The 22,411-nt window shown below is 69.5% G+C and carries 19 protein-coding genes and 1 tRNA gene; 14 read left to right on the plus strand and 6 right to left on the minus strand.

Going from position 1 to position 22,411, the window contains the following annotated elements; translation table 11 throughout:
• Positions 1-67: 67 nt before the first annotated feature.
• Positions 68-1,564, minus strand: coding sequence for a glucose-6-phosphate dehydrogenase (gene zwf, locus AB0E63_RS38310; RefSeq protein WP_360377301.1), 1,497 nt, complete (start codon positions 1,562-1,564; stop codon positions 68-70).
• Positions 1,565-1,632: 68 nt separating this feature from the next.
• On the minus strand, positions 1,633-2,010 hold the full coding sequence (locus tag AB0E63_RS38315; RefSeq protein ID WP_360377304.1) for a VOC family protein: 378 nt from the start codon (positions 2,008-2,010) through the stop codon (positions 1,633-1,635).
• 143 nt (positions 2,011-2,153) lie between these two features.
• On the opposite strand from AB0E63_RS38315, the gene AB0E63_RS38320 reads away from it, so the two are divergent.
• From AB0E63_RS38320 to AB0E63_RS38335, 4 genes are read left to right on the plus strand one after another with little or no spacing between them, the layout of a single operon-like run.
• The gene (locus tag AB0E63_RS38320; RefSeq protein ID WP_360377307.1) at positions 2,154-2,483 is read left to right on the plus strand and encodes a YciI family protein; all 330 of its coding nucleotides are present in this window, start codon (positions 2,154-2,156) and stop codon (positions 2,481-2,483) included.
• Entirely contained in the window at positions 2,480-3,670 is a 1,191-nt protein-coding gene (locus AB0E63_RS38325; protein ID WP_360377310.1) for an RNA polymerase sigma factor, read from the plus strand. The genes AB0E63_RS38320 and AB0E63_RS38325 overlap by 4 nt, the downstream gene beginning before the upstream one ends.
• A gap of 18 nt (positions 3,671-3,688) precedes the next feature.
• Positions 3,689-4,321 carry a maleylpyruvate isomerase family mycothiol-dependent enzyme gene (locus AB0E63_RS38330; RefSeq protein ID WP_360377312.1) on the plus strand — a complete coding sequence of 211 codons (633 nt, stop codon included), beginning with the start codon at positions 3,689-3,691 and terminating at the stop codon, positions 4,319-4,321.
• Positions 4,318-4,707 carry a VOC family protein gene (locus tag AB0E63_RS38335; RefSeq protein WP_360377315.1) on the plus strand — a complete coding sequence of 130 codons (390 nt, stop codon included), beginning with the start codon at positions 4,318-4,320 and terminating at the stop codon, positions 4,705-4,707. Before AB0E63_RS38330 ends, AB0E63_RS38335 begins: the two co-directional genes overlap by 4 nt.
• Here AB0E63_RS38335 and AB0E63_RS38340 read toward each other — a convergent pair.
• From AB0E63_RS38340 to AB0E63_RS38350, 3 genes are all read right to left on the minus strand, one after another.
• The gene (locus AB0E63_RS38340; protein ID WP_360377317.1) at positions 4,694-8,593 is read right to left on the minus strand and encodes an AAA family ATPase; all 3,900 of its coding nucleotides are present in this window, start codon (positions 8,591-8,593) and stop codon (positions 4,694-4,696) included. The two genes, AB0E63_RS38335 and AB0E63_RS38340, sit on opposite strands and share 14 nt — an antisense overlap.
• Complete coding sequence (locus AB0E63_RS38345) at positions 8,590-9,969, minus strand: hypothetical protein (RefSeq protein WP_360377320.1); 1,380 nt, start codon at positions 9,967-9,969, stop codon at positions 8,590-8,592. Before AB0E63_RS38345 ends, AB0E63_RS38340 begins: the two co-directional genes overlap by 4 nt.
• 67 nt (positions 9,970-10,036) lie before the next feature.
• On the minus strand, positions 10,037-11,056 hold the full coding sequence (locus AB0E63_RS38350; RefSeq protein ID WP_360377322.1) for an aldo/keto reductase: 1,020 nt from the start codon (positions 11,054-11,056) through the stop codon (positions 10,037-10,039).
• Between the two features lie 115 nt (positions 11,057-11,171).
• On the opposite strand from AB0E63_RS38350, the gene AB0E63_RS38355 reads away from it, so the two are divergent.
• Positions 11,172-12,038, plus strand: a complete 867-nt coding sequence (locus AB0E63_RS38355; protein ID WP_360377325.1) for an AraC family transcriptional regulator — start codon at positions 11,172-11,174, stop codon at positions 12,036-12,038.
• 166 nt (positions 12,039-12,204) lie between these two features.
• Here AB0E63_RS38355 and AB0E63_RS38360 read toward each other — a convergent pair.
• Positions 12,205-12,276 (minus strand) — tRNA-Arg (locus AB0E63_RS38360).
• Between the two features lie 179 nt (positions 12,277-12,455).
• On the opposite strand from AB0E63_RS38360, the gene AB0E63_RS38365 reads away from it, so the two are divergent.
• The 9 genes from AB0E63_RS38365 to rpmE form a co-directional block, all read left to right on the plus strand.
• Positions 12,456-12,641, plus strand: a complete 186-nt coding sequence (locus AB0E63_RS38365) for a PspC domain-containing protein (RefSeq protein WP_328519087.1) — start codon at positions 12,456-12,458, stop codon at positions 12,639-12,641.
• Positions 12,642-12,739: 98 nt separating this feature from the next.
• Entirely contained in the window at positions 12,740-13,216 is a 477-nt protein-coding gene (locus AB0E63_RS38370) for a hypothetical protein (RefSeq protein ID WP_360377328.1), read from the plus strand.
• A gap of 62 nt (positions 13,217-13,278) precedes the next feature.
• The gene (gene argS, locus AB0E63_RS38375) at positions 13,279-14,937 is read left to right on the plus strand and encodes an arginine--tRNA ligase (RefSeq protein WP_360377331.1); all 1,659 of its coding nucleotides are present in this window, start codon (positions 13,279-13,281) and stop codon (positions 14,935-14,937) included.
• Positions 14,934-16,337: a diaminopimelate decarboxylase gene (gene lysA, locus AB0E63_RS38380; RefSeq protein WP_360377334.1), complete on the plus strand. Its 1,404-nt coding sequence runs from the start codon at positions 14,934-14,936 to the stop codon at positions 16,335-16,337. The genes argS and lysA overlap by 4 nt, the downstream gene beginning before the upstream one ends.
• An 11-nt stretch (positions 16,338-16,348) precedes the next feature.
• Positions 16,349-17,626, plus strand: a complete 1,278-nt coding sequence (locus tag AB0E63_RS38385) for a homoserine dehydrogenase (RefSeq protein ID WP_360377337.1) — start codon at positions 16,349-16,351, stop codon at positions 17,624-17,626.
• 4 nt (positions 17,627-17,630) lie between these two features.
• Positions 17,631-18,695: a threonine synthase gene (thrC, locus tag AB0E63_RS38390; protein ID WP_360377339.1), complete on the plus strand. Its 1,065-nt coding sequence runs from the start codon at positions 17,631-17,633 to the stop codon at positions 18,693-18,695.
• Entirely contained in the window at positions 18,695-19,618 is a 924-nt protein-coding gene (gene thrB / locus AB0E63_RS38395) for a homoserine kinase (protein ID WP_360377342.1), read from the plus strand. Before thrC ends, thrB begins: the two co-directional genes overlap by 1 nt.
• Positions 19,619-19,952: 334 nt before the next feature.
• The gene (gene rho, locus AB0E63_RS38400; RefSeq protein ID WP_360377345.1) at positions 19,953-22,118 is read left to right on the plus strand and encodes a transcription termination factor Rho; all 2,166 of its coding nucleotides are present in this window, start codon (positions 19,953-19,955) and stop codon (positions 22,116-22,118) included.
• Positions 22,119-22,228: 110 nt separating this feature from the next.
• On the plus strand, positions 22,229-22,411 hold a 183-nt coding region (gene rpmE / locus AB0E63_RS38405; RefSeq protein ID WP_360377347.1), incomplete at its 3' end, for a 50S ribosomal protein L31.

Here is a 22,411-nt window from a genome sequence, read left to right on the forward strand (position 1 = left end):
GCTCGAAGGCGTATGTGACTCACATCACGCCTCGATAGTGCGCCTAGGGCTGCGCGGCGGCAATGCCTTACAGCTTGGCTTCGCGCCACTCGCGTTCGAAGGGCAGGCGCCAGGCCCGCGGCGCGATCAGCTGGTGGATCGCGTTCGGCCCCCAGGTGCCCGGCTGGTACGGCTTGACCGGCGGCGGGTCGTCCAGCAGCATCGCGGACCGGTCCCACAGCGACTCGATGCCCTCGGCGGTGGTGAACAGCGTGTGGTCGCCCCGCATCGCGTCCAGGATCAATCGCTCGTAGGCCTCCAGTACGTCGCCCGCACTCTCGGTCTCCTGGGTCGAGAACTGCATCGACAGCTTCTCCAGCCGCATACCGGGCCCGGGCCGCTTGCCGTAGAAGGACAGCGAGACCCGGGACGAGTCGGCCAGGTCGAAGGTCAGGTGGTCCGGACCCTCCGAGCCGACCCCGGAGCCGGCCGGGAACATCGTCTTCGGCGCCTCCTTGAAGGCGATCGAGATGATCCGCTGGCCCTCGGCCATCCGCTTGCCGGTGCGCAGGAAGATCGGTACGCCGGCCCAGCGCCAGTTGTCGATCTCGACCTTGAGCGCGATGAACGTCTCGGTGTCGGAGTCCGGCGCGACGCCGTCCTCGTTGCGGTAGCCGGAGTACTGACCGCGGACCACGTCGCCGGGCTGGATCGGCAGCATCGACCGGAAGACCTTGTTCTTCTCCTCCGAGATCGCCCGCGGTTCCAGGGCGGTCGGCGGCTCCATCGCGACGAACGACATGACCTGCATCAGGTGCGTGACGACCATGTCCTTGAACGCGCCGGTCGGCTCGTAGAAGGTGGCCCGCTGGTCCAGGCCGAGCGACTCCGGGATGTCGATCTGCACGTGGTCGATGAAGTTACGGTTCCAGATCGGCTCGAACAGGCCGTTCGCGAACCGGAACGCGAGGATGTTCAGCGCCGCTTCCTTGCCGAGGAAGTGGTCGATCCGGAAGATCTGCGACTCGTCGAAGGTCTCGTGCACGAAGTCGTTCAGCTTGATCGCGCTGGCCAGGTCGTCGCCGAACGGCTTCTCCATCACCACCCGGGCCCGGTCGACCAGGTCCGCGTCGCGCAGCATCGCGATCACCGTCTGGGCCGCCTTCGGGGGCACCGACAGGTAGTGCAGCCGGCAGGTGTCCGGGCCGAGCTTGTCCTCCGCCGACTTGACTGCCGCGGCCAGTGCCGCCGGGCCGGCCGTCACCGGCACGTACTCGAGCCGGTCGGCGAACTGCGCCCACTCCTCGTCGGACATCCGGTGCGTGCCGAAGCGCTCGACTGCGTCCCGCGCCCGGGCCCGGAACTCGTCGCAGGTGAGCTCCTCCATCGCCGCGCCGATGATGCGTACGTCGGGCGCGAACTTGGACTGCTGCAGGTACGCCAGCCCGGGCAGCAGCTTGCGCTTGGCCAGATCCCCTGTCGCCCCGAACAGCACGATCACGTGCGGCGCCAGCGGCTCCTGGTCCCGTCGCGACGGGCGCGAACCCGGCGCCGGGTACGCAATGGTCTGGGTACGGTCAGGCATTCAGTCCTCCCACGGACGCCACCGGAGCCAACATCCGCAGTGTAGGTGCCGATCGTGACGCTCAGGCGTCAGGCAGTTTGCCAAAGTCCCAGGATGTTGCCCTCCGTGTCCTCGAAGTACGCGGCGAAGCCCATGTCCCCGACCGGGAGCTTCTCGCCGACCTGCTTGCCGCCGAGGCTCTCGACCGTCTTCAGCGCCGCGTCGAGGTCGTCCACGTCGATGGTGATCATCGGTCCGCGCAGCGCCTCGGTGCGCTCGAACATGCCGCCGTTGATGAAGCCGGGCTCGGTCGGCATCGCCTGCTCGTCCACCGGTCCGGTCGAAGCCATCGTGTAGCTCAGCTCCGGCATCACCATCAGGTTCCAGCCGAACGCCTCCGCGTAGAACGCCCGCGCCCGGTCGCCGTCGCTGAACGGAACCTCGAAATGCACCACTCGGCCTGCCATCGCACACCCTCCCCTGGTGGTCTCTGTCCTTCTGACGCTAGACCCGGTACGCCGTCGCCTCCAGACCTCGGCGACTACCGTGGAGGTGTCTGTTTCCGGCTTCGGTGTTCGTCGGTGGGGTGAAACCGGCTCTGAGGAGGACTGTGAAGTACCTACTGATGATCTGTGGTGACGAGTCGCACGCGAACGACGGCTGTGGCGGCTGGTCGGAGGAGATGGAGCGCCGCGGCGTGGTCGAGGGCGGGGCCGGGCTGCGGCCGCCGGGCGAGGCGACGACGGTCCGGGTGCGGGACGACGAACTCCTCCTCACCGACGGGCCGTTCGCCGAGACGAAGGAGCAGATCGGCGGATTCGTACTGATCAACTGCGCCGACCTGGACGAGGCGATCGAGATCGCCGCCAAGCACCCGGCGGCCGGTTACGGGACCATCGAGATCCGTCCGGTGCTGGAGCCGCCCCCGGGCGTGGTGTGACCTCGTTCGAGGAGATCTACCGGCAGGAGTGGGGCCAGGTGGTCGCCACTCTGATCCGTCTGACCGGGGACTGGGAGCTCGCCGAGGAGTGCGCCCAGGAGGCGTTCGCCGCGGCGCTCGAGCGGTGGCCGCGGGACGGCGTACCGGACAGGCCCGGTGCCTGGCTGACCACCACCGCACGTAACCGTGCGATCGACTGGCTGCGCCGTGAGGCCGTGGGCGCTCAGAAGCTCAAGGAGGTGGCTGCGATGCGTGACGAGTCCGAACCGGCGTACGACGTACCGGACGACCGGCTGCGGCTCATGTTCACCTGCTGCCATCCCGCGCTGGCGATGGAGGCTCGGGTGGCGCTGACGCTGCGCACGCTGGCCGGACTGAGTACGGCGGAGATCGCACGGGCGTTCCTGGTCCCGGAGACGACCATGTCGAAGCGGCTGACCCGGGCCAAGCAGAAGATCCGGTACGCCGGTATCCCGTACCGCGTCCCGCCCGCACACCTGCTGCCCGAACGGACGCCCGCCGTACTGGCTGTGCTCTACCTGTTGTTCAACGAGGGGTACTCCGACGTCGTCCGCACCAGTCTGAGCAGTGAGGCGATCAGACTGGCCAGGCTGCTCGTTCAACTCATGCCCGACGAGCCTGAGGCCGCCGGACTCCTCGCACTGATGCTGCTGCATGACGCACGGCGTGACACACGGCTGACCGCGGACGGCGTGCTCGTGACACTGGAGGAACAGGACCGCACTCGCTGGGATCACGCAGGGATCACCGAGGGCGTGGATCTGCTGGATGCGACGCTCCGCCGTGGCACACCAGGGCCCTATCAGGTGCAGGCCGCCATAGCTGCTTGTCACGCGACCGCGCGTACGGCGGCGGACACGGACTGGCCGCAGATCGCCGGACTGTACGGGCAGCTCAAGCAGACGCCCGTGGTCGCGCTCAACCGCGCGGTTGCGATCGGTATGGCCGACGGACCCGCCGTAGGGCTGCGGTTGGTGGACGACCTGGCCGCCGGACCGCTGGCCGGCTACCACCTCCTGCCCGCGACGCGCGCCGACTTCCTCCGACGACTCGGGCGGGCGTCCGAGGCAGCATCGGCGTACCGGGAGGCTCTTGAGCTCTCCACGACCGACGCAGAACGCCGGTACCTGCAAAGAAGGCTGAATGAGGTGTCTGTCCGGGGCTGATCCGTTCGTCGGTGGGGTATGACGGACATCAGAGTGGCCGTGGCGGGGGAGCGGGCCGACCTCGCCGACGTGCTGGCCGGACTACCGGAAGAAGACTGGGACAAGCCGACGCTGTGCGAGGGCTGGCGGGTACGCGAGCTCGTTGCGCACATCACCATGCCATTCCGGCTTTCCATGCCTCGGTTCCTGGCCGGCATGGTGCGGGCCGGCGGCAAGTTCAATCGGTACGCCGACCGCCAGGCCCGCCGCGACGCCCGTGAGCTGTCGGCCGCAGAACTCGTGGATTGCCTGCGCCAGAACATCAACCACCCATGGAAACCGCCGGGCGGCGGCTACCAGGGCGCACTGTCGCACGACGTCATCCACGGACTCGACGTAACCGTTGCCCTCGGCATCGACAGGCAGGTCCCCGCGGACCGCCTGCGCCTCATCCTCGACGACCTGAACCCACGCCAACTCAAGTACTTCGGCGTAGACCTCACCAACCTCCAACTCCGCGCCACCGACCTCGACTGGACCCACGGCACCGGCACGGAGGTCCTGAGCGGCTCGGCCCAGGACCTCCTCCTGGTCCTCTGCGGACGAGCCCTTCCGCCCCACCACCTGACCGGCCCGGCCGCCGACCGCTTCACCGCCGGAGTGACCCGATGATCATCAGCCTCCCCATCGAAGACCGTCAGCGCTCGTACGCCTTCTACCAGGAGGCGTTCGGCTTCGAACCGATCGGTGAGCTCGCGGAGGACGGCGTACCCGAGCCTCTCCAGTTCGCCCTGGCCGAGGGCGTCAACCTGATGCTGATCCCGACCGGCGGCTTCGGCTGGGTCCTCGGCGACCAGCCGGCCGCACCCCAAGGCACCAGCGAGTGCATCCTCAGCATCCCTGCCGACTCGGACGCCGCCCTGGACGCTCTCGCCGCCAGGGCCATCGCCGCTGGAGCCAAGGAAGTCACCCCACCCACCAAACACCCGTGGGGTTACACCGCGACGCTCACCGACCCCGACGGACACCTGTGGATGCTGACGGTCACGGCTCCTTGAGTTCGAGGGCGTAGTCGCCGGTGGCGGTCCGGAGCAGCACGCGGTCGGAGTCGACGGCCACATTCGTGATCGGGTCATCGAGGGCCAGGCCGGCGACCCGGGTGCCTGCGGTCAGGTCCCACACCGCGACATTGCCGCCGGTCGACCCGGTGACGAGCACGGTCCGCCCGTTGAGCGTTCCGATCGCCACGCACTTGACCGCCGCGGCGTCGTCGGCCGGGTTCTTGATCCGCGTTCCGGTCGCGATCGCGTACACCCGCGCCTGTCCGCCGCACGCGGCGGTGACGACCGCACCCCGGCCGGGAAGGTTGCCCAAGGCCACCGATGTGACGCGTTCCAGACCCGGCTTGGCGTTCAGCAGCTCCCAGCCCATCTCGAGGACGTACTGCGGAAGCTCGACGAACGGTCCGGCGACGGCGCGGGGATGCTCGCCCGGCGCCAACGTCCGCTGGTCCCAGATCCACAAGGCGCCGTCCACCGATCCGGTCGCGACGACCGGTACACCGTCCAGCTCACCGGTCACCGCGACCGACTGCGGCCAGGTCTCGGGCCGGTCCACGTCGAGCGGCCGCAGGCCGGCCTCATTCCGCGGCGGTGGGCCGCCGAGCCCGTCCGGAACCGGCACCGCGGCGAGCCGGTCGAATCGTTTCGGCGCCGTGCCCGCGCTGTTGGGCCGCGAGAGCGTGACGCCCTGGCGGTCCGCGTCGTACTCGATCTGCTGCAGCTGCACGAAGGCGGTGTCGTCGTAGTCGGGCGCCAACGCGACGATCGCGCGTCCGCCGACCAGCCCGACCGCGATGGCCCGCGTGGGCACGCCGTACGGCGACACCTGCTCCTGCGCGTGTCCCTCGGTGAACCAGAACAGCCGGTCCTCGATCCCGGCGGCGACCACGAACGGCAGCCCGATCCAGGCCCCGGTCATCACGTCCCGCATGCTGCCCGAGTCGGATTCGACCGGATCGGTCCGCTGGATCTCGCGACCGTGGGAGGGGTCGATCAGAAGGATGCGATGAGCCCGGACCGGAGGGGGCTCGTCCTCCACCGCCAGGATCCGCAGTGCGCCGTCCTCCGCAACCCCGAAACCCCGAACGTCTAGCGCCTCGAGCGCCTCAGGAACATCGAGGGGCTCCAAGGTCACTGCATCGACGAGCTTCAGCGCCCCACCGAAAGGGACGCCGGCGATCACCAGCCGACCATTGATCCGGCCGATCCCGAGGACGTGGCCGAGGCCGATCGGCGCCGCGGCGAGCCGTTCTTTGTTGCGGGCGTCCCACACCTCGAGGATGCTGTCGTACCCGGCCGCAGTCACGACGACAGGGCGCCCGTCGATGACCGACATCGCGACCGCGGTCGCCCGGTGCCCGAGCTCGATCGTGGACATGGCGTCGGGTGCGCCGGTCCGCGGATCCCACAGCTCGATCCGGGTGTCGAGCGCGATCGCGACGACCGGGAGATCGTCGACGTGGCCGAAGCCGAGGCCACGGATCTTGTCCGCCGTACCGTAGGTCGACTCGAGATCCGCTCGCCAGTCGAGGCTGCCTTCGACCATCCGCAGCCACGGAGCGGTCGCGAGCCGGCCGATCGCGTCGCCCAACTCGGCTATCTCGGTGTTGGCGTACTCCTTGAGCCGGGCGTGCAGCTGACCGGCGAGCTGGGCGGGATCGCGGCTGAGTGGGATCCGGCTCCGGCGCAGCGTCCGCTCCACGACGTCGACGGGCTGGGAGGTGGTCACCCACCGGATCGTCGAGGCGGGGTCGTCGCGGAACCGGTCCAGGTCGGTCACGGTCTTGGCCGCGGCGATCACCTCGGCGGTCTCATCGGCACCCAGCAGCTCGACGGCGCGGGTCAGCCAGCCGGCGTCGGTCACCAGGTCGACGACGGCTGCGGAGGCCGGTGGGATCCGGTCCGCGTCGGCGACCAGGTGTTCGGCCAGGTAGCGGACGACGTAGAAGTTCGCGTCCGACCATCCGTCCGGGGCCCATCGGTACTGCGCGGCCAGCACTCCCGCGATTCGCCGGTGGCCTTCGGCGTACGACGGCTGGGCGTGGAAGTGCTCGACGAACGTCTGGTGGGCGAGCCGGTAGGTGCTCTGGCCGTGTTCTCCGTCGAGCATGACGTACGGCGCCGCCGCGACCAGCAGGCGGTCGAGGTCGGACTCGCCGGGCCGGCTGTCCGTGAACGCGCGGGCGGCCGTGGCCCAGACGTCGTCGGCCCGCGGCAGGCCCCGGCCGCGAGCGTGGGCGAGCGCCTCGAGCAGCGGGCGGAAGTTGCTGTCAGCAACGGTCAGCCGGCGGACCGCGATGGCGAACAGGCCGCGGTGATCCTGCTCGAGCAGTTCGGCGAGCTCGGGCTGCGCTGCGGGGGCGAGCAGCTCCGGACGGGCGAGGATCTCGTGCACGGCCAGCCGGGCGTACAGGAAGTGCCGGTTGTGCGCGCCGACGCTCCGGGCGGCTCCGGCCGCGATGCCCGCGTCGATCGGGAGCGATCTCAGCCGGTGCTCGACGTACTTCGTCACCGCCTCGGCATCGAGGTCGACCGTCACAGTCGAAGTCGGGCCGAGCGCGTCGAGCAGGTTGGCGTCCTCCGGCTCCGGGAGGTCCGGTCCCTCGTGCGTCGAACGGCGGGTGCCGACGACGATCCGGCAGCCGTGGACCTTGGCCAGTTGCCGCAGTACGCCGGCCGTCTCCAGCGGATCCTGGGCTTCGTCGAGCGCATCGACCATCACGGTCCGGCCCTCAGCCGCGGTGCGCAACCCGTCGAGCGTTGCAGACTCCGCTTGCAGATCGGTCGCCAGCCGGTGCATCACGTCGGCGGTCGACAGACCGGTGAGCAGGACCGAGGCGTCGAACACGTTGTCCGCCGGCTGCTCCTCCGCGGCCAGCCTCTCGACCTGGCCGGTGCGGATCAGCAGCTCGCGCAGCGAGGGGTTGGTGTGGACGACGAGGTTGCCCAGGACCGCGGACTTGCCCGAGCCGGCCGGCCCGGTGACAGCGAGCAGTCCGGGGCTGGTCGTGCGCAGCCACTCGGCGATCTCACGACGCTCCCGGCCACGCCCCTCGAAGTACCAGGTCGGCTCGCCGAGCTCCGTCCCCTGCGCCTTGGGCACGAAGAAGCTGCGCTGGTCGGCCGGCAGACCGGCGAGGAACGCCTTCAACTCGACATAGACATCCTGCGGGGCGGTCACGCCCGCACCGAGCAACCGCGGCGGCCGGGTCAGCGGCCGGGCCCGCGCGAGCCCGACCCGGATCGACTGGCCGAACGCCAGCCGGTTCTCCAGCCGGCCGACCAGGTCGTCCACCCGGATGACCTCGTCGTTGTCGGCGTACGACTCGAGCGCCTCCCGGAGTGCCTTCGGCACCACCTTCAGGAAGCTCGAGCCGGTGCCGCCGCCGCCGAGCAGCGCGAAGCGACCGGCCGGATTCATCTTGGACAGGACCTCGCTCGCGAGCCGCTGGACGAAAACCTCGGCGCCGCAGGCCTCGATCACGACCAGCGTCCACGCCTCGGGGTCTTCGCTGCGGCCGGCCCACTCGTCGGCCAGGTGGTTCGCCAGTTCCTGCGCGTGGTGGCCGGTGCCCTTCTTGCGCTGCGCGCTGTTGAACGACGCCAGCCAGGCATCCTCGGTGTCCGACTCGCCGTGGCCGACCCAGACCAGGACCGAACTCCGCGGCCCGTCCCGATCGGCCCAGGCACCCAGTTCGCGCTGCACCCAGGCCGCGTCGCGCTGGCCGTCGGTCCAGTGATGCACCACCCCGCCGTACGGCGTGAGCAGGTCGGCGATCGCCTGCGCATCGTCGTCGGCCGCGATCGGCGGGAAGGGCCGCTGTACCTCGGTGCTGTAGGCAGCGATCGGAATGGGGTAGATGGTGAAGCCCTGCTCGGTCATTCGCCGGCCTCATCCAGCACGTAGTCCTCGGGTGCGACCGCCAGGACCTGTTCGGTGACGGCCGACGCGCCACCGCCCTTCACCTCAACCCGGTAGACCCCTGGCTCTCCGAGTACCACCGATGCGGTGACCATACCCTCGCGACGCTGTAACGGAGGCACAGCGACCTGCCAGCGGGTGAAGGCGTCGACGACCCGGCACGAGGTACCGGTCGCGTCCGCACCGGTCACCGTGATGGTGAGCGGCTCGGCCGCAGATACGACGTCGGGTACGTCGATCCCGATCTCCCCGGGTCCGAGCGGCGGACCGGCGGTGTCGTTGGTCAGTACGTCGCGCACATGCGAGATGGCCTCCTCAGTCGCGGCAACGGCGCCATGGGACTGCGGGAGTGTGCCGGGGGACAGGCCGAACCCGGCGGCGGACCGGCGGAACACAGTGCCGTCGCCGGCCAGATCCAGCCGCTCCTTGATCACTCCGGCCTGATCGGTGATGCACGTGTGCCTGAGAGGCGTCAGTACGCCGTCGCGCACCGACAGGCTCTGCATCGTCGGCTGTTCGACGCCGATGAGCAGTCGCAAACTGCCGGCGTCGCCTGCCATCAGTCTCTTGTGCCGCTCGAAGGACTCGCTCGCGAGTTCCCGGTCGCCCTCGAGACCCGCGATGTCCTCGGGCTGTAGCCACCGTGCTGTCTCACCTTCGTCGACGCACCGGTAGAACGGCAGCAGGTCGTAAAGCCCCGGCATGTGCTGGACCAGCTTGCGGAGTCGCTTGCGCGGAACCGGCACACCGCGTCCCGAACTCAGGATGTACGCCGCCTTCACGGCTCCGTAGTACGGCGTCCCGAGGGTGATCGTCGTACGTACGTCGGACGCTCCGCCGAGCACCTGCGTGAAGTACCGGGCGACCAGTCCGCCCATGGAGTGCGCGACCAGCACAACCTTGGCGTCCGCACTGCCCGCGGGGTGCGCACGCCACCTGGACAGGTGCTGGTCGACCAGTCGGCCGAGTTCACCCGCGTTGTGTTCCACGGACAGACGCCAGTCGTACGGGAACTCGCGCAGCGCGTCCGGATGTGCGAGCACCCGTCCGATGCCGGTCAGCAACTTCGTATACGGCTCGAAGCCCTTCAGTACGGGCGCGAACGCCGGGAATCGCAGCAGTCCGGTGGCCTGGATACGGTCGGTCCGGCCGGCCCGCTCGTCGTCTGTGACCGCCAAGCGTTTGAGCGCCGTACCCGTGGTCCACGCACTGACCCACCAACGCGCGTCGTCGAGGCCCCACAGGACATCGCGCGACTCGACATCGACGAGCGAACTCCCCATGATGCCCGGGATCACGATCACGGCATCCCGGGACACGGCCCCCACCACGTCCATCCGAACCCACCCCCAGCCTCAGTTTCGAACCGTGACCGGGGAATTACCAGACCATGGCGGTGGCGGCTCAGCGACGGCGGAGGTTGGTGTGCTCGATTGCCGGGGGAGTGGCGTTGTAGTTGTCGGCCGGGTCCAGTTCGGTGCCGGGCGGGACGATCTCGTCGATCTGGTCGAGGAGGTCGGCGGGCAGGTCGATCTCGGCGGCGGGCAGCAGGCTGTCGAGTTGCTCCTGGGTTCGCGGGCCGATCAGGACCGACGTCACCGCCGGGTGCGCCCGGACGAAGGCCGTGGCCAACTGCGGCAGCGTCATCCCGGCCTCACCGGCGAGCGCGGTGAGCTTCGCCACCGCCGCGGTCTTCGCCTGACCGGTCGGACTCGACGGGTCGTAGCTGGACGGCCGAGTCGACGCTCGGTGTGACGACGCCAGGTTCGCCCGGCCGGACAGCCAACCACCGTTCAGCGGGCTGAACGTGAGTACGCCGAGTCCGTGCCGCTGGACCACCGGGAAGACGGACGCCTCCGGCCGGCGGGTCAGGATCGAGTACATGCATTGCTCGGACAGGAACCGGTGCGTGCCACGACGCTCTGCCGTCCACTGTGCCTCGACGATGGTCTCCGCCGGGAACATCGACGAACCGAACGCGCGGATCTTCCCGGCCTGCACGAGGTCGGACAATGCGGACAACGTCTCGGCCGGGTCCGTGTCGTGGTCCGGGCGATGCAGCTGGTACAGATCGAGGTGGTCGGTGCCGAGCCGGCGCAGGCTGTGCTCGACCGACCGGATGATCCACCGGCGGGAAGCGCCGCGCTGGTTCGGGTCGTCGCCCATCGGCAGGCCGAACTTGCTCGCCAGTACGACGTCGTCGCGTCGCGTCCTGATCGCCGTACCGACGATCTCCTCGGACTCCCCGCCGGAGTAGACGTCGGCCGTGTCGATCAGGTTGATGCCCGCGTCGAGCGCGCGGTGGATGATCCGGACCGAGTCCTCGTGGTCCGGGTTGCCCATCGCGCCGAACATCATTGCGCCGAGGGCGACGTCGCTGACCGAGATACCGGTGGCGCCGAGGGTTCTGCGTTGCACGGTCATGGTGCCTTTCTCGTGATTGCTCTGACCTCTCGATCACAGCACCGCGGAGCCCTCGAGCGTGAGCGTGATCCTGGCGCCGGCTTGCGCGATCCTGCCGACTTGGTTCACTGGGGAAGTGGACCTCTTGCCCGAGCTCGGGACTCTCATCACCCGGCACGCCGTCGGACAGCGCGGGCACAGCCGGCAGTTGATCGACGGGGTGCAGGTCAGCAGGGTCGACGAACCGACCGAGCCGAGCGCCGGAGTGGCCAGGCCGTCGGTCGCGATCGTTGCCTCGGGCGTCAAACGGACGCTGCTCAACGGTGTGGCCTACGAGTACCGCGCCGGGCAGTTCTTGGTGACCTCGGTGGACCTTCCGGTGATCGGCCAGGCGCTGAAGGCGAGCCGGGACGAGCCGTTCGCCGTGGTCAGCCTGCGGCTCGATCCGGTGGAGATCGCGCCACTGCTGCTGGAGACACCGGCCATGCCGGCCCAGTACGCCGGTCTCGTGGTCAGCGACGCGACACCCGAGTTGCTCGATCCCGTCGTACGGCTGCTGCGGATCGTGGACCGGCCCGCCGACGTCCGCGTGCTGGTGCCGGGGATCCGGCGGGAGATCCTGTGGCGGTTGCTGACCGGCGAACAGGGAGCGCTGGTCCGGCAGATCGGGCTGGCCGACGGAATGCTCGCCCACATCTCGCAAGCGATCCGCTGGATCCGCCGCCATCACAGCAAACCGATCCGGGTAGCCGACCTGGCCGATCTGGCCGGCATGAGTCCCTCGACCTTCCACCGCCACTTCCGTGCGGCGACCTCGATGACGCCGATCCAGTTCCAGAAGCAGATCCGCCTGCAGGAGGCCAGGGTCCTGCTCCGGACGCAGGCAGGCACCGCGGCCGAAGTCGGCTACCAGGTCGGCTACACCAGCCCCGCCCACTTCACCCGCGCCTACCACCAAGCCTTCGGCCGGACCCCCGCCGCAGACCGAACAACGCGAACCTGAAACAGCCACCTCTCCCAGGCGCAACCGCAAACGGCAACCACAGCCAACCCGGGGGGTCCGGGGGCGAAGCCCCTCCGGGCGGGGCGTGGGGGTCGCACCCCCACAAAACACGACGGGCGATCCAAGGCTCGCGCTTTCCGCGAGCAAGGATCGCCCAGATCGTCCGCGCCCCCGGCAGGATTCGAACCTGCGCACCCGCCTCCGGAGGGCGGTGCTCTATCCCCTGAGCTACGGGGGCTCAGGAACGTGCAGAACAGTAGCAGGAGGTTATGGCATTCCCCGAATCGGGTGGCTCACCGAGGAGGGTGCCCGGGGGACCCCTGAGCGGACCCTGGAAGGGCGGTGCGGCGGGATCGACTTTCGGTGACGCGGCGTCATAGTGGATGTAAGCCCGTCAAGGAAAGGAAATCGGTACCCATGGCTACCACTCTGGTCCGCCCGTCCAACGGTCGCTGGATCGGCGGTGTCTGTGCCGGACTGGCCCGCCGGTTCGGCATCTCGGCGAACACGATGCGCCTGATCTTCGTCGTCAGCTGCCTGCTGCCCGGTCCGCAGTTCCTCATCTACATCGTGCTCTGGGTGCTGATGCCCTCGGAGGGCTGACCCTCCGGCAGCCCGCCCGCGCCCGCATGGCAACCTGGCTCTCCATGAGAGCAGGCAGGTGGCGCCGGGCGGGCGTGACGGCAGCCGCCCTGCTCCTCATGAGCATCGTGACGGGCGGCTGCCAGGTAGGTCCCGCACCGCCCGCAGCTGCTGACCTCCGCACCGGTCCGCCACCGTGGGATGCACCCCGCGACGCGGTCTCGTACATCGACAAGGCCGGTTTCGAGCGACTCCCGCTCGACTTTTCCGGCCCCTCGCCGTACACCGTGACGCTGAAAGTGACCGTCGACGGCAAGCCCGTCCAGGTCCCCGCCGGGGTCGGCATCGACCGCCTCCGCGCCGAGCAGGCCGCCATCCACACCCACACCACCGACGGCCTGATCTACGTCGAAGCCAAAACCACCTCCGAACAGCCCACCCTGGCCCAGTTCTTCACCCTCTGGGGCCTCAAGTACGACGCCGGCTGCCTGGCGGACGCCTGCAAGTCCCTCACGGTCACCGTCGACGGCAAAGCTGCCCCCTGGGACACCCCGCTGACCCGCAACGCGCACATCACGGTGAGTGCCCGGCGCTGACCCCGTACCGGGCTGTGGATGCTGAGTCAAGGGATCGGGGCGCGGGCCATTAGGCTGAGGCGGTGACTCCGGAACAGCTCGCTGAGAAGATCCTGCAGGCCCTGGCCGCGCTCGCCGACGACGGCGCCATCACCGTCGAGGGCGGGCTGCCGCGCGAGCTGAAGGTCGAGCGCCCCAAGAACCCCGAGCACGGGGACTACGCCACGAACGTCGCCATGCAGCTCGGCAAGCGCGCCGGGATGAACCCGCGCCAGTTCGCCGAGCTGCTGGCCGCCAAGCTGCAGGGCGACGAAGCCATCACCGCGGTCGAGATCGCCGGCCCCGGCTTCATCAACCTCCGGGTCGCCGCGGACGCCCAGGGCAAGATCGCCCAGTCCATTCTGGACGCCGGAGTGAGCTACGGCACGAGTGACAGCCTGCACGGCCAGACGGTGAACCTGGAGTTCATCTCCGCCAACCCGACCGGCCCGCTGCACCTCGGCCACACCCGCTGGGCCGCCGTCGGCGACGCCCTCGCCCGGGTGCTCACCGCCGCCGGCGCGAAGGTCAGCCGCGAGTTCTACATCAACGACCGCGGCGCTCAGATGGACAAGTTCGGCGCCAGCCTGCAGGCCGCGGCGAACGGTCAGCCGGTCCCCGAGGACGGCTACCACGGCGAGTACATCCTCGACCTCGCCAAGCAGATCGTCGCGGAGGTCCCCGGCATCACCGACCTGCCGGAGTCCGAGCAGCTCGTCGCCTTCCGCGAGGCCGGGTACGAGCGTCAGCTCAAGGAGCAGCAGGGTCAGCTCGAGCACTTCCGCACGCACTTCGACGTGTGGTTCTCCGAGCGCAGCCTGCATGAGCAGGACGGTGTCGGCCACGCGATCGAGAAGCTCCGCGAGCAAGGTCATCTGTACGACGCCGACGACGCGCTGTGGATGCGGACCACGGACTTCACCGACGACAAGGACCGGGTCCTGATCCGCTCCAACGGTGAACCGACGTACTTCGCCTCCGACGCGGCGTACTACGTGAACAAGCGCGAGCGGGGTTTCGACCTCTGTATCTACCTGCTCGGCGCCGACCACCACGGCTACGTGAACCGGCTGAAGGCGATCGCGGCCTGCGCCGGCGACGACCCCGAGCAGAACATCCAGATCCTGATCGGTCAGCTGGTGAAGATCCTCAAGGGCGGCGAGGAGATGCGGCTGTCCAAGCGAGCCGGCACCATCGTCACGCTGGCCGAGCTGGTCGAGGAGGGCGGCGTCGACCCGCTTCGGTACACGCTCTGCCGCTACCCGGCCGACTCCCCGCTGACGCTCGACATCGAGGAGATGACCCGCCAGGCGAGTGAGAACCCGGTCTACTACGTGCAGTACGCGCACGCCCGGCTCGCGTCGATCCTGCGGAACGCTGACGAACTCGGCATCAAGCTGGACGAGTTCGACCCGGGCCTGCTCAACCATGAGCGCGAGGGCGACCTGCTCCGCGCGCTGGCCGAGTTCCCGCGGGTCGTCGCCACCGCCGCCGAGTTGCGCGAGCCGCACCGGATCGCCCGCTATCTGGAGGACACCGCGGCGACGTTCCACAAGTTCTACGACAGTTGCCGCGTGCTCCCGCGCGGCGACGAGGAGGTGGAGCCGGTGCACAAGGCTCGCCTGACCCTGGTCTCCGCGACGAGGACCGTGTTCGCCAACGGGCTGGACCTGCTCGGCGTCTCCGCTCCGGAGCGGATGTGAGGGCGCACGAGGCGGGCGCGCTGCACGCCGACATCGGCCACAAGGCACCGCCGTGGCTGCGCGCGCCGCGGGACCCCAACGACCTGGTCACCGCGCTCTGGTCGAACACCGCGAAGAAGAACGGTGAAGGCGCCCTCGAGGTCGGCGGCGTCGACCTGCGGGACCTGGTCGCCGAGCACGGCAGCCCGGCGTACGTGCTGGACGAGGACGACTTCCGTGCCCGGGCCCGCGCGTTCAAGCACGCGTTCAAGGACTTCGACGTCTACTACGCAGGCAAGGCCTTCCTGTGTACGACGATCGTCCGCTGGGTGATGGAAGAAGGCCTGAACCTCGACATCTGCAGCGGGGGAGAGCTGGCCGTCGCCTTGCGTGCCGGGGCCGACCCGAAGCGCCTGGGGTTCCACGGCAACAACAAGTCCGAGCAGGAGCTGGCCCGCGCACTCGACGCGGGCGTCGGCCGGATCATCGTCGACTCCCAGCACGAGATCACCCGGCTGATCCAGCTCGCCGGTGAGCGCAACACGGTCGCACCGGTGATGATCCGGGTCACCGCCGGCGTCGAGGCGCACACCCACGAGTACATCGCGACCGCGCACGAGGATCAGAAGTTCGGCTTCTCGATCACCTCCGGCGCCGCCTTCGAAGCCGTTGCCCGAGTCAACGAAGCGCCGGAGCTGGAGCTGCTCGGGCTGCACTCGCACATCGGGTCGCAGATCTTCGACTCGTCCGGGTTCGAGGTTGCCGCGAAGCGCGTGATCGCCTTGCACGCAAGGGTTTCCGAGGAGCTCGGCGTGGACATGCCGGAGCTCGACCTCGGTGGTGGCTTCGGGATCGCGTACACCACGCAGGACGACCCGTCCGACCCCGCACAGCTCGCCACCGAGATGGGCAAGATCGTCGAGCACGAGTGCCGTGCCTTCCAGGTCGACGTCCCCAAGGTGTCGATCGAGCCCGGTCGCGCGATCGTCGGCCCGGCCGTGTGCACGGTCTATTCGGTCGGCACGGTCAAGGAGGTCGAGCTCGACGCCGGCGCCGCGCGGACGTACGTGTCGGTGGACGGCGGCATGAGCGACAACATCCGCGCCGCGCTCTACGACGCCGACTACTCCTGCACGCTCGCCAACCGGTACTCCGACACCGAGCCGACGCTGGCCCGGGTGGTCGGCAAACACTGCGAGGCCGGGGACATCGTCGTGAAGGACGAGTTCGTCCCGTCGGACGTGCAGCCCGGTGACCTGATCGCCGTCCCCGGTACCGGCGCGTACTGCCGGTCGATGGCGAGCAACTACAACCACGTGCCGCGGCCACCGGTGATCGCGGTCAAGGACGGTCGAACGCGGATCGTCGTACGCCGGGAAACCGAAGACGACCTGCTGGCACTGGACATGGGGGCGGAGTGAACGAGAAACCCTTGAAGGTAGGCCTGCTCGGTTGTGGCGTGGTCGGCACCGAGGTGGTGCGGATCCTGACCGAGCAGGCTGACCACCTTGCCGCCCGCGTCGGAGCCCGGCTCGAGATCGCCGGCATCGCCGTACGCCGGGCCGGACGCGAGCGCGACATCGCCGTCGACCCGTCGCTCGTCACCACCGACGCGCAGGCGCTCGTCTCCCGTGGTGACCTGGACCTGGTCATCGAGGTGATCGGCGGACTGGAGCCGGCCCGCAGCCTGATCCTGTCCGCCCTCGAGCACGGCGCGTCCGTGGTCACGGCGAACAAGGCGCTGCTGGCCGAGGACGGCCCGACGCTGTTCGCGGCCGCGGAGAAGTACGAGCGCGACCTCTACTTCGAGGCCGCCGTGGCCGGCGCGATCCCGATCCTGCGGCCGCTGCGCGAGTCGCTCGCCGGTGACGACGTGACCCGGGTGATGGGCATCGTCAACGGCACCACGAACTACATCCTCGACAAGATGGACAGCACCGGCGCCGGCTTCGACGAGGCGCTCGAGGAGGCCCAGGCCCTCGGGTACGCCGAGGCCGACCCGACAGCGGACATCGAGGGGTTCGACGCGGCCGCCAAGGCGGCGCTGCTGGCGAGTTTGGCCTTCCACACCAGGGTTTCCATCGCCGACGTGCACCGCGAGGGCATCACCGAGGTGAGCGCGACCGACATCGCCTCGGCCCGCGAGATGGGCTGCGTGGTGAAGTCGCTGGCGATCTGCGAGCTGGACGAGGCGACCGATTCGGTCAGCGCCCGGGTGTATCCGGCGATGATCCCGGCCACGCATCCGTTGGCCAGTGTTCGGGACGCGTACAACGCCGTGTTCGTGGAAAGCAAAGCGGCGGGCCAGCTGATGTTCTATGGTCGTGGTGCCGGCGGCGCCCCGACGGCCAGTGCTGTCCTCGGGGATCTCGTGTCCGCCGCGCGCAACCGGCTCAAGGGAGTGCCGGGGGTCGGCGAGTCGTCGTACACCCAGCGAGCCGTGCGGCCGATGGGTGACGCGATGACCCGCTACCACGTATCGCTGGACGTGGCCGACAAGGCCGGTGTGCTGGCGGCGGTGGCCCACGCGTTCTCCGAGCACGACGTGTCGATCCAGACCGTCCGCCAGGAGGGCCGGGGCAGTGACGCGCAGCTGGTGGTGGTCACTCACACCGCGACCGACGCCGCGTTGTCCGCGACCGTGGAGACCCTGCGTGACATGGACATCGTTCGTGAAGTCAGCAGTGTGATGCGGGTAGAAGGCGAGTAGATCAATGGCTCACCAGTGGCAAGGCGTGATCGAGGAATACCGGGACCGACTGCCTGTTTCGGCGGACACCCCCGTGGTCACGCTCGGCGAGGGCGGGACGCCGCTGGTGGCCGCGCAGTGGCTCAGCGAGCAGACCGGGTGCGAGGTCTGGCTCAAGGTCGAGGGCAACAACCCGACCGGCTCGTTCAAGGACCGCGGGATGACGGTGGCGATCTCGCTCGCGGCGCAGGCCGGTGACAAGGCGGTCGTCTGCGCCTCGACCGGCAACACTTCGGCGTCGGCCGCGGCGTACGCCGTCCGCGCCGGACTGCTCCCGCTCGTGCTGATCCCGGCCGGCCGGATCGCGAAGGGCAAGCTCGCCCAGGCCGTCGTCCACGGCGCCAAGCTGGTCTCGATCGACGGTGGCTTCGACGACTGCCTGCGGATCGTGCGCGAGCTCGGCAAGCACTACCCGGTCGCCCTGGTGAACTCGGTCAACCCGGTCCGCCTGGAAGGCCAGAAGACCGCTGCGTTCGAGGTGTGCGACGCGCTCGGCGACGCCCCCGACCTGCATCTGCTCCCGGTCGGCAACGCGGGCAATATCGCGGCCTACTGGAAGGGCTATCAGGAGTACGCGAAGGACAAGCTCGCCTCGAAAACGCCGCAGATGTGGGGATTCCAGGCCGAGGGCGCGGCACCGATCGTGCGTGGCGCAATCGTCGAGAAGCCGGACACGGCCGCGACTGCGATCCGGGTCGGGAACCCGGCGTCCTGGACGCTGGCCGAGGCCGCGCGGGACGAGTCCGGCGGCCGGATCGAGATGGTCACGGACGAACAGATCCTGACCGCGCAGGGTGAGCTCGCCGCCCGCGAAGGCGTATTCGTGGAGCCGGCGTCGGCCGCCGGAGTGGCCGGGCTGCTGCACGCGAAGGCTCAGGGCTGGCTGCCGGGCGGCTCGACCGTCGTGATCACTGTCACAGGCCATGGTCTGAAGGACATCGACACCGCGCTCGATCACGCCCAGGTGAACGAGTCCCCGGTCACCCCGGCCGACACCGACGCGGTCGCGCGCGTCGCCGGCCTGGCCTGATGGGGCAGCAGGTGGAGACGAGCGACCGCCGCCCCTGCGACCAGGTGCGGGTCCGCGTCCCCGCTACCAGCGCCAACCTCGGCCCGGGTTTCGACGCGTTCGGCTTGGCGTTGACGCTGTACGACGAACTGATCGTGACCCCGGGTGGTTCCGGGGTCCGGGTTGAGGTGGTCGGTCCGGGTGAGGGCGAGGTGCCGCTGGACGAGTCACACCTGGTGGTGCGGTCGATCCAGGCCGGCCTGGCCGCGCTCGGAGCCGACGTACCGGGCTACTCGCTGTTGTGTGAGAACCGCGTTCCGCATGGGCGTGGACTCGGTTCGTCGTCCGCGGCGATCGTCGGTGGTCTCGCGGCGGCGTACGGGCTGGCCGGCGTGCAGCTCGACCGCGATCGGATCGTCGAGCTCGCGACCGAGATCGAGGGGCATCCCGACAACGTCGCGGCGTGTGCGCTCGGTGGTTTCACGATCGCGTGGACCGATGGCGGCAGCGGCAAAGCGGTCCGGCTCGAACCGGCGCAGCCGCTGGTCGCGGTGGTTTACGTACCAGACAACCGGGTGCTGACGAAACAGGCGCGCGGCTTGCTGCCGAACGCCGTACCGCATGCGGACGCGGCGGCGAACGCGGGTCGTGCCGCGCTGCTCGTCGCGGCCCTCACCGGGCGCCCGGAGCTGCTGATGACCGCCACCGAGGACCGGCTGCACCAGGACTATCGCGAGCCCGCGATGCCGGAGAGCCTTGCGCTTGTGCACAAGCTCCGGGGGAGTGGGCTGCCGGCCGTGGTCAGCGGCGCGGGTCCGACCGTGCTCGTCCTGGGCAGCCCAGTGACGACCCGGCTGGCACCGCTGCCACCGGACGGCTGGACGCGGTACGAGCTGGCTATCGATCCAGTCGGCGTACAGGTCTGGTCCCTGGAAGCGGGGTAGGTCGTGCGCGGGCCGGGGAATGATCCGGAACTGACACGCGTTGTACCCCTCGAGTCAGCAGAACGACCCGTAGTGGTGCTAGTCTCGACTCACCCGATCCCCTCCAGGTGATCGGTGAACTCTCGTCACGATCCGGGCTGTGCTCCCGGCACCCTGTGTTGTGTGGCGACTCTCCTGTGGATTTGACCTTGCGCCGCCTGCGTTGGAGATGTCCGGGGGGACTCAGATCGAGCGAGAGCCTCTTGTCCCGCGTCGCCGTTTCGTCGGTCGTGGGTGATGAAATTGATCGATGTGCCCTCTGGGACATCGATGATCCGTGTGGGAAGGACCTCACGTGACAGAAACTGTTGAAGCCTCCAGCGGAGCCGGCACCACGTCGGCCCCGGGAACCGACGCTGCGGCCACCACCGCGACGCGTCGCCGGAAGGCCGGAGGCGGCCTCGAGGGCATGCTGCTCCCCGAGCTCAAGCAGCTCGCCGGGACGCTCGGCATCAAGGGCACCGGCGCACTGCGCAAGGGCCAGCTGATCGAGGCGATCAAGGCCGCTCAGGCCGGCGGCCCCGCGGGTGGTGCCCGCGCCAAGGTCACCCAGCCGACGCTGGACGAAGGTGCCACCGAGGCGCCCGCGGCCAAGGCCGCTCCGGCCAAGCGCGAGGGCGGCAGCCGCCGGACCCGTGCCGCGGCCCAGAGCGAGACCACCGCCGCGCAGAACGGCGCGGCCCCTGAGGCCGCCGCTGCCGTCGAGGTGCCGGCCGCCTCCCAGAACGGGACCACTGCCGAGCACGGGACGACTGCCCAGAACGGGACCACCGCCGCCCAGAACGGCACCGCGACCGCCGAGCCGCAGCTCGAGCAGGGCGCGGACAACCGCGGCGACGATCGCAACCGCGACAGCCAGCGGGACACCCGCGAGGGCAGCCAGAACCGCGACCGCAACCGCGACAGCCAGCGGGACCAGGCCCGCGAAGGTCAGGGCCGGGACGCGAATCGGGACGCCCGCGACGGCAGCCAGAACCGCGACCGCAACCGTGACAGTCAGCGCGACAACCAGCGGGACGGCCAGCGCGACAACCAGGGCCGCGACTCGCAGGGCCGCGACGGCAACCGTGACACCCGGGACAACCAGAACCGCGACGGCAACCGCGACAACCGCGGTGACAACCAGCGGAACCGGCAGGACCAGAACGACCGCGGTGAGGAAGGCGACGGCCGTCGCCGGCGCCGCCGGGGTCGCGACCGCGACCGCAACACCCGCGACGGCAGCCAGACCGGCCGCGACAGCAGCACCAGCCGGAACCGGGGCCGCGGCGAGCGGTTCGACCCGGAGCCGACGATCAGCGAGGACGATGTCCTCGTCCCGGCCGCCGGCATCCTCGACGTACTGGACAACTACGCGTTCGTCCGGACCAGCGGCTACCTGCCCGGCCCGAACGACGTGTACGTCGCCCTCTCGATGGTGAAGCGGTACGGCCTGCGCAAGGGTGACGCGATCACCGGTGCGGTCAAGCAGCCGCAGGAGGGTGAGCGCAAGGAGAAGTTCAACCCGCTGGTCCGGATCGACACCGTCAACGGTGCGGACCCGGAGATCGCCAAGCAGCGGCAGGACTTCAACAAGCTGACCCCGCTGTACGCGACCGAGCGGCTGCGGCTGGAGACCGACCCCGGCGTGCTCACCACCCGGATCGTCGACATCGTCAGCCCGATCGGCAAGGGCCAGCGCGGCCTGATCGTCTCGCCGCCGAAGGCCGGTAAGACGATGGTGCTGCAGGCGCTGGCGAACGCGATCACCACGAACAACCCCGAAGTGCACCTGATGGTCGTGCTGGTGGACGAGCGGCCTGAAGAGGTCACCGACATGCAGCGCACCGTCAAGGGCGAGGTCATCGCCTCGACGTTCGACCGCCCGGCCGACGACCACACCACGGTCGCGGAGCTGGCGATCGAGCGGGCCAAGCGGCTGGTCGAGCTCGGCCACGACGTGGTCGTCCTGCTCGACTCGATCACCCGGCTGGGCCGCGCGTACAACATCGCGGCGCCCGCCAGCGGCCGGATCCTGTCCGGTGGTGTCGACTCGTCGGCGCTCTACCCGCCGAAGCGGTTCTTCGGTGCGGCCCGCAACATCGAGGACGGCGGCTCGCTGACCATCCTGGCCACCGCGCTGATCGAGACCGGCTCGAAGATGGACGAGGTGATCTTCGAGGAGTTCAAGGGCACCGGCAACATGGAGCTGCGGCTGCGCCGCGAGTTCGCCGACCGGCGCATCTTCCCGGCCATCGACGTCGTCGCCTCCGGCACCCGCCGCGAGGAACTGCTGATGTCGAAGGACGAGACCGGCGTGGTCTGGAAGCTCCGCCGGGTGCTGAGCGCCCTCGACGGCCAGGCGGCGCTGGAGCTGCTGATCGGCAAGCTCAAGGAGAGCAAGTCGAACATCGAGTTCCTGCTGCAGGTCAACAAGACCACCCCGTCGGCGGGCGGCCGCTCCACCGACGACGGCAACTGAGAAGCACTCGATTACCAGTTTGCCGCCGTCCGGTGGCAAACTGGTTGGTCGGTTCCGGTTCACGCTCGCGCCCGCGGGCGACCCGGGGCACCTGAACCTAGGAGATCCCTTTGAAGAGCGACATCCACCCGACGTACGTCGACACCACGGTGACCTGCACCTGTGGCGCCACGTTCCAGACGCGCTCCACCGCGGAGAACGGCGTGATCCACGCCGACGTCTGCTCGCAGTGCCACCCCTTCTACACCGGTAAGCAGAAGATTCTCGACACCGGTGGCCGGGTGGCCCGCTTC

The organism is Kribbella sp. NPDC026596, assembly GCF_040638415.1.
Taxonomy (GTDB): Bacteria; Actinomycetota; Actinomycetes; order Propionibacteriales; family Kribbellaceae; genus Kribbella.

Excerpts from the sequence above, each read along its gene's own strand:
- zwf (WP_360377301.1), bottom strand. The coding sequence starts at position 1,564 with ATGCCTGACCGTACCCAGACCATTGCGTACCCGGCGCCGGGTTCGCGC.
- AB0E63_RS38315 (WP_360377304.1), bottom strand. The coding sequence starts at position 2,010 with ATGGCAGGCCGAGTGGTGCATTTCGAGGTTCCGTTCAGCGACGGCGAC.
- AB0E63_RS38330 (WP_360377312.1), top strand. The coding sequence starts at position 3,689 with ATGACGGACATCAGAGTGGCCGTGGCGGGGGAGCGGGCCGACCTCGCC.
- AB0E63_RS38335 (WP_360377315.1), top strand. The coding sequence starts at position 4,318 with ATGATCATCAGCCTCCCCATCGAAGACCGTCAGCGCTCGTACGCCTTC.
- AB0E63_RS38340 (WP_360377317.1), bottom strand. The coding sequence starts at position 8,593 with ATGACCGAGCAGGGCTTCACCATCTACCCCATTCCGATCGCTGCCTAC.
- AB0E63_RS38345 (WP_360377320.1), bottom strand. The coding sequence starts at position 9,969 with ATGGACGTGGTGGGGGCCGTGTCCCGGGATGCCGTGATCGTGATCCCG.
- AB0E63_RS38350 (WP_360377322.1), bottom strand. The coding sequence starts at position 11,056 with ATGACCGTGCAACGCAGAACCCTCGGCGCCACCGGTATCTCGGTCAGC.
- AB0E63_RS38365 (WP_328519087.1), top strand. The coding sequence starts at position 12,456 with ATGGCTACCACTCTGGTCCGCCCGTCCAACGGTCGCTGGATCGGCGGT.
- AB0E63_RS38370 (WP_360377328.1), top strand. The coding sequence starts at position 12,740 with ATGAGCATCGTGACGGGCGGCTGCCAGGTAGGTCCCGCACCGCCCGCA.
- thrC (WP_360377339.1), top strand. The coding sequence starts at position 17,631 with ATGGCTCACCAGTGGCAAGGCGTGATCGAGGAATACCGGGACCGACTG.
- thrB (WP_360377342.1), top strand. The coding sequence starts at position 18,695 with ATGGGGCAGCAGGTGGAGACGAGCGACCGCCGCCCCTGCGACCAGGTG.